The organism is Parasphingorhabdus sp. (assembly GCF_048269915.1).
Taxonomy (GTDB): Bacteria; Pseudomonadota; Alphaproteobacteria; order Sphingomonadales; family Sphingomonadaceae; genus Parasphingorhabdus.
In genome coordinates this window covers 380,129-386,287 of the sequence record NZ_JBLWTY010000002.1, presented here as the reverse complement: position 1 = coordinate 386,287, position 6,159 = coordinate 380,129, and the positions used below count along the sequence as shown (strand labels likewise).

Genomic DNA, 6,159 nt, shown 5'->3' with positions numbered 1-6,159 from the left:
AGACCTCATAGGGCTGCGATTTGCGCAGGTCCCAGGCGACACCGCTGCCGCGCAATACCGGGCCGGAAAAGCCCCAGCGCACAGCGTCGTCCTTGGAAACGGTGGCGATATCAACATTGCGCTGCTTGAAGATGCGGTTGTCGACCACCAGGCTCATCGCATCCTCGAACAGGGTCGGGAATTCGTCGAGCCAGTCGGCAATATCGGTGAGCAGCTTCAGCGGCACGTCCTGATGCACGCCGCCGGGCCGGAACCAGGCGCTGTGCATCCGCGCGCCGCTGGCCCGCTCGAAAAAGTTCATGCACTGCTCGCGAATTTCGAACACCCAGATATTCGGGGTCATCGCGCCAACATCCATGACATGGGCACCGATGTTGAGCATGTGATTGCAGATGCGAGTCAGCTCGGCGAACAATACCCGGAGATACTGGCCGCGCAGCGGCACTTCCAGATCGAGCAATTTCTCGATCGCCAGCACATAGCTGTGCTCCATCGCCAGCGGCGAGCAATAGTCAAGCCGGTCAAAATAGGGCAGAGCCTGCAAATAGGTCTTGTGCTCGATCAGCTTCTCGGTGCCGCGGTGCAGCAGGCCGACATGCGGATCGACGCGCTCGACAACCTCGCCGTCCAGCTCCATCACCATGCGCAACACGCCATGCGCGGCAGGATGCTGGGGACCGAAGTTGATCGTGAAATTCTGGATTTCGAGATCGCCGACCGTCGGGTCGGCAGCGTCAGCGATATGATCCATTTCGTCGAGATAGTCAGCCACGTTTACCTCCTTCGGAGTGAACGTGCCCCTGCGCAGGCAGGGGCCCATCTAGGACCATTGCGTCATGCGGCACTGGCAGGAGATGGATTCCTGCCTTCGCAGGAAAACAGAAAGGAAGATTCATCACTTGCCCTCTCCCTTCTTCTGCGTCCCGGACTTGGTCCGCTTCGGGGCAGGCTTCTTCGCTGCAGCCTCTTTCCGCTTCGATGGCTTGGCAGCCTTCTTGTCAGCCTTGGCACCGGCGCCGGTATCTTTCTTGTCGTCGGTGGTCTTCGGTGTCGGTGGTGGCGCCTCGCCACCCACTTTTTCGTCACCGGGCAGGATATAATCGGCACCTTCCCATGGCGACATGAAATCAAAGCTGCGAAAATCCTGGGCCAGCTTCACCGGTTCGTAGACCACACGCTTGGCTTCTTCGGAATAGCGCATCTCGACATAGCCGGTCAGCGGGAAATCCTTGCGGAACGGGTGGCCCTGAAAACCATAGTCGGTCAGGATGCGCCGCAGGTCGGTATTGCCGTCGAACAATACGCCATACATATCGAACACTTCGCGCTCGAGCCAGCCGGCGACTTCCCAGATATGGGTGACGCTTGGCACCGGCGTATCCTCGTCAGTCGAAACCTTGACCCGGATACGGTGATTCCTGGTCAGGCTGAGCAGATGATAGCAGACCTCGAACCGCTCCGGACGATCCGGATAGTCGACACCCGCGATTTCCATCAGCTGCTGATATTCATGCTTCTCGCGCAATTTTTCCAAGACCGCGGCAAGCTTCTTGCGCTCCACGGTAAAGCTGATTTCGCCATAAGCCTCGACCGTATCAATCAGGGCGAAGCCGATCGCTTTGCCAAGCTTGGCAGCGACGCCGCTATTGCTGGACATGACTGGTGCATTATTGGCCATATTAACGCTCGAACGTCCCGATGCGGCGAATTTTCCGCTGCAATTGCATCACGCCGTAAAGCAGCGCCTCTGCGGTCGGCGGGCATCCCGGCACATAGATATCGACCGGCACGATACGATCACAGCCGCGGACGACGCTATAGCTGTAATGATAATAGCCACCGCCATTGGCACAGCTGCCCATCGAGATCACATATTTCGGATCGGACATCTGGTCATAGACCTTGCGCAAGGCCGGAGCCATCTTGTTGCACAGGGTTCCCGCGACGATCATCACGTCCGACTGTCGCGGACTAGCGCGCGGCGCAGCGCCGAACCGCTCCATATCATAGCGCGGCATGTTGACGTGAATCATCTCGACGGCGCAGCAGGCGAGACCAAAAGTCATCCACCAGAGTGAACCGGTGCGGGCCCACTGGAACAGCTCCTCGGTCGAGGTGACAAGAAAACCCTTGTCATTCACTTCCGAATTCAGATCCTTGAAAAAACCCTCGTCGGGCTGCGTATCCGGCCGCATCGGCGTGCCGTCAGCGTTCAATATGGCAGAACCACTGGTGTTTGCTTCTAGTCCCACTCCAGCGCTCCTACTTTCCAGGCATAGATAAAGCCGATGATCAATTCGGCGAGAAAGACCATCATGGTTGTCCAGCCAACCCATCCGGTGAGGTCTAGCGATACGGCCCAAGGAAACAGAAATGCAGCCTCCAGATCAAAAATGATAAACAGGATCGCAACGAGATAGAAACGCACGTCAAACTGGCTGCGCGAATCTTCAAAGGCGGGAAAACCGCATTCATATTCAGAAAGCTTTTCAGCGCTCGGATTATGGGTTCCGGTCAATCGTGACACGCCCATCGGCAGGAATACAAAGGCAGCCGACAGACCGACGGCTACAAACAGAAACAATAATATCGGTGCATATTCGGAAAGATCGACCACTTAAGACTCGTTTCGCTAATATTCGGGGCCGCTTTTAGGCAGTGGCTTGCCATGCCGCAAGGGCGAAATGGCTTTAAATTACGGCCATTTGCGAGGCATTCGCACTTACAGTAACGACTTCGCCAATATCCGGTGCAGCTTGCTGTGCAGCGCTTCGTTCGAAGCCAAAATCTCCTGCTGGCCAATCGGCTGATCCCCGCCGGTATAGTCGGTAACAAAGCCGCCGGCTTCGCGAACCATCAAAATGCCGGCAGCAACATCCCACACCTGAAGCCCCGCTTCCCAGAAACCATCATAGCGGCCGGCGGCCAGCCATGCCAGATCGAGCGCCGCCGATCCATGCCGACGGATTCCTGCCACCTGCGGTGCGATAGCACCAAAAATACGCGCCCATTCGCCGAGGTCGCCATGCCCCTTGAACGGGATTCCGGTTGCGATCAGCGATTCCGACAGGTCACGGCGGGCCGACACGCGCAGGCGCTTTTCGCCGAGCCACGCACCCTTGTCCATTTCCGCCCACCATGTCTGGTCATTGAGCGGCTCGTAAATCAGGCCGCTGGTGATCTTGCCCCAGCCCCGGCCGTCAAGCGAGCGTTCCTGCACTGCAATTGAAATCGCGAAATGCGGGATACCGTGGAGAAAGTTCGAAGTGCCATCAAGCGGATCGATGATCCAGCGCGGCTTGCCTTCCTCGCCCTCGATCATACCGCCTTCTTCGAGCACGAAACCCCAGCCGGGACGCACTTTTAGCAGTTCGTCATAGAGAATTCGTTCGGCGCGCATGTCCGCCTTGGAAACAAAGTCTGCCGGCCCCTTTTTCGAAACCTGCAGATGCTCGACTTCGCCAAAGTCCCGGCGCAGGCGCGAGCCCGCCTTGCGCGCGGCGCGCTCCATGACGGTGATAAGGGCGGAATGTGCTGGCATTAGTTAATCGCTCCGTTCGTCTCGCGCATTGTCGAGAGGCAGATATGGTACCACTGAATATCGCGACTCGACGCGACCGCAGCGGAATTGAATATTATCACGCCTTGCCGACATACTCGCGGGCGTAAACATCAACAATGATCCGGGTTCCCGCTGAAATGAACGGCGGCACCATGACGCGGACGCCATTGTCGAGAATGGCAGGCTTGTAGCTGGACGAAGCCGTCTGCCCCTTGACCACCGCATCGGCCTCGACAATCTCTGCCTCGATCTGGTCGGGCAATTGTACAGAGATGGGATTTTCTTCATACAGCTCGAGCTGCACGTCCATGCCGTCCTGCAAAAATTCGACCGCTTCACCCAGCAAGTCCGCCGGCAAGGTGATCTGTTCGTAATTTTCCTTGTCCATGAAGGTCAGCATTTCGCCATCGGCAAAGAGAAACTGGAATGTCTTGGTATCCAGACGAACCTTCTCGACCGTATCGGCACTGCGAAAACGGACATTGGTCTTGCGACCATCGACGAGGTTTTTCATCTCGACCTGCATATAGGCCCCGCCCTTGCCCGGCTGGGTATGCTGAATCTTGGCAACTTTCCACAGGCCGCCTTCATAATCCAAAATATTGCCGGGACGGATATCAACACCGCTGATTTTCATCGCTGTTCTCGCTTGATAGATTGTTTGATTGAGCGGCGCTCTAATGCGCTGGCTGATAATAGGCAAGCCCGGTGACGACGAAAGCATATGTGATCGCTCACAGGTCTTTTTCATACAATACCGAAAATCACCCAGCGGCTATCACCGGATCATGGCACGGACAGAAATACCATATCCCCGACCGGAACACAGGAATGCAACGCCGCGCCGACACACTGCCTTGGCTGCTGGCCTGTTCGGCTATTCGATCTCCGAAGGCCAGATGCACTCGTTCAAGGCAACCGAAGGTTATTTGCGCGACATTGAACAAATGCCCAATTTCGCACCACCCTCTGCCAGAACCTTCGTCGCGCAATATCTCGCTTCACATATCGGCAGCACAAACGGTTCGCACTAAGCGTCTTCGCTACGACTCATTTTGTCGGCAAATTGGCGAACAGCATGACCCGGCCCTGCGGGATCGTTCCAGACGGAACCACTTGCCGCAATAAAATCTGCACCTGCATCGACCAGCGGCTGACAATTTTCCGGTGAAATTCCGCCAATGGCAACACACGGGATTTCCATCATCTCGGCCCACCATTGCAATATATCCAAGCCTGGCTTGTAGTGGGTTTCTTTCGTCGTGGTTGGGAAAAATGCGCCAAAAGCGACGTAGTTTGCTCCCCCTTCACCCGCTTCCATCGCAAGATGGCGGCTATCGTGACAGGTGATCCCGATCTGAATGTCCGGGCCCAGCTGCTCGCGCGCGGCTTTCAGGCTTTCGTCACCCTGCCCCAGATGCACGCCGTCGGCGTTCAATCGCTTGGCCAGTCCCACATCGTCATTGACGATGAAGGCGACATCAAATTCATCGCAAATGGCTTTGAGCGGTTCGGCGAGGCGGGCCGCCTCTTCCTCTCCAGTATCTTTTACGCGAAACTGGAAGGCCGCAACCGGTCCGGCTTCGAGCGCTGCTCTCAGCCGTTCCGGAAAATCCCCGCCCGTTTCGAGCGGGGAGATAAGATAGAGCTGGCAGGGGTAGTTATCGCTCACAGCACCAACGCCCCCGGAACGCTAAGCAATCGACGCCCGGTAAATCTGGTCGATCGCACTGCCGAGCACGGAATCAAATTCCTCGTCGCTTTGCGAAACCCGCAGGTCCTGCAGCAAGCCACGGCTGAAGCTGGCGATCATTCCGTGGTTCTTTGCCAGTTCGGCGCACGCCTCATCGGTCGAAAAGCCGCCGGAAAGGGCTACCAGACGGATGACTTTCGGATGGTCGATCAGCGGCTTGTACAGATTGGGTTCGACCGGGATCGACAGTTTCAGCATCACGCGCTGATCGTCTGCCAGGGCATCCAGCTGCTTTGTCAGCTCGCCAAGCAATATCTTGTCACATTCGGCCCGTTCGTCGCTTTTGATATTCACTTCCGGCTCAATGATCGGCACCAGACCCTGGCTCAAAATCTGTTTTCCGAAATCAAATTGCTGCGCGACTACGGCCGCAATTCCCTCGGCATTGGCCTTGTTGATAACCGAACGCATCTTGGTGCCGAACATCCCCTTGGCGACGGCATTTTTGCATTGTTCGTCAAGATCGGGAATCGGCTTCATCAGCTGAACGCCATTTTCCTCGTCCGCCAGCCCCTTGTCGACCTTCAGGAACGGGACAACGCCGCGGTCCCACAGCGCTTCCGGTACCGGCTTCCCTTCCGCTTCACCATTCATCGTCTTTTCGAACAATATCGCACCGATCACCTTACCATTGCCAAAGCTGGGCGCGGTAATGATGCGGGTACGCATCTTGTGGATCAGCGCGAACATTTCGTCATCATTGGAAAAGGCGTCTTCACCGATACCATAGCCGGCCAGGGCCTTCGGCGTTGAACCGCCACTCTGGTCCAGCGCCGCGATAAAACCTTCACCATTTTCAATCTTGTTCATCATTTCATTATTAGCCATTTTTCTGGCCCCCTTT

At 56.5% G+C, this 6,159-nt stretch carries 8 protein-coding genes and 1 pseudogene; 1 reads left to right on the top strand and 8 read right to left on the bottom strand.

From position 1 onward, the window contains the following. The 6 genes and pseudogenes from ACN0WX_RS06805 to efp form a co-directional block, all read right to left on the bottom strand. Positions 1-301, bottom strand: a pseudogene (locus tag ACN0WX_RS06805) (NADH-quinone oxidoreductase subunit D); the annotation flags it as partial. Positions 302-895: 594 nt separating this feature from the next. Further along, complete coding sequence (locus ACN0WX_RS06800; RefSeq protein ID WP_417621542.1) at positions 896-1,678, bottom strand: NADH-quinone oxidoreductase subunit C; 783 nt, start codon at positions 1,676-1,678, stop codon at positions 896-898. Position 1,679: 1 nt separating this feature from the next. Further along, complete coding sequence (locus ACN0WX_RS06795; RefSeq protein WP_417621871.1) at positions 1,680-2,195, bottom strand: NuoB/complex I 20 kDa subunit family protein; 516 nt, start codon at positions 2,193-2,195, stop codon at positions 1,680-1,682. A gap of 47 nt (positions 2,196-2,242) precedes the next feature. After that, positions 2,243-2,617 carry an NADH-quinone oxidoreductase subunit A gene (ndhC, locus tag ACN0WX_RS06790; RefSeq protein WP_417621541.1) on the bottom strand — a complete coding sequence of 125 codons (375 nt, stop codon included), beginning with the start codon at positions 2,615-2,617 and terminating at the stop codon, positions 2,243-2,245. A 105-nt stretch (positions 2,618-2,722) separates the two neighbouring features. Continuing rightward, positions 2,723-3,541 (bottom strand): inositol monophosphatase family protein, encoded by an 819-nt coding sequence (locus tag ACN0WX_RS06785; protein ID WP_417621540.1) that lies wholly within the window; start codon positions 3,539-3,541, stop codon positions 2,723-2,725. Positions 3,542-3,638: 97 nt separating this feature from the next. After that, positions 3,639-4,199 carry an elongation factor P gene (gene efp, locus ACN0WX_RS06780; RefSeq protein WP_417621539.1) on the bottom strand — a complete coding sequence of 187 codons (561 nt, stop codon included), beginning with the start codon at positions 4,197-4,199 and terminating at the stop codon, positions 3,639-3,641. Between the two features lie 43 nt (positions 4,200-4,242). On the opposite strand from efp, the gene ACN0WX_RS06775 reads away from it, so the two are divergent. Continuing rightward, positions 4,243-4,596 carry a hypothetical protein gene (locus ACN0WX_RS06775; protein WP_417621538.1) on the top strand — a complete coding sequence of 118 codons (354 nt, stop codon included), beginning with the start codon at positions 4,243-4,245 and terminating at the stop codon, positions 4,594-4,596. On the opposite strand, the gene thiE is transcribed toward ACN0WX_RS06775, so the two are convergent. Beyond that, a complete protein-coding gene (gene thiE / locus ACN0WX_RS06770; RefSeq protein WP_417621537.1) occupies positions 4,593-5,234 on the bottom strand; it encodes a thiamine phosphate synthase in 642 nt (213 codons plus the stop codon). The genes ACN0WX_RS06775 and thiE overlap by 4 nt on opposite strands. Before the next feature lie 21 nt (positions 5,235-5,255). After that, positions 5,256-6,143, bottom strand: a complete 888-nt coding sequence (locus ACN0WX_RS06765) for a fructose bisphosphate aldolase (RefSeq protein WP_417621536.1) — start codon at positions 6,141-6,143, stop codon at positions 5,256-5,258. Between the last annotated feature and the right edge of the window lie 16 nt (positions 6,144-6,159).

What these genes read in the sequence shown, in the direction of transcription:
- ACN0WX_RS06795 (WP_417621871.1), bottom strand. Translation starts at nt 2,195, where the DNA reads ATGCGGCCGGATACGCAGCCCGACGAGGGTTTTTTCAAGGATCTGAAT.
- ACN0WX_RS06785 (WP_417621540.1), bottom strand. Translation starts at nt 3,541, where the DNA reads ATGCCAGCACATTCCGCCCTTATCACCGTCATGGAGCGCGCCGCGCGC.
- efp (WP_417621539.1), bottom strand. Translation starts at nt 4,199, where the DNA reads ATGAAAATCAGCGGTGTTGATATCCGTCCCGGCAATATTTTGGATTAT.
- ACN0WX_RS06775 (WP_417621538.1), top strand. Translation starts at nt 4,243, where the DNA reads ATGCGCTGGCTGATAATAGGCAAGCCCGGTGACGACGAAAGCATATGT.
- ACN0WX_RS06765 (WP_417621536.1), bottom strand. Translation starts at nt 6,143, where the DNA reads ATGGCTAATAATGAAATGATGAACAAGATTGAAAATGGTGAAGGTTTT.
- ACN0WX_RS06800 (WP_417621542.1), bottom strand. Translation starts at nt 1,678, where the DNA reads ATGGCCAATAATGCACCAGTCATGTCCAGCAATAGCGGCGTCGCTGCC.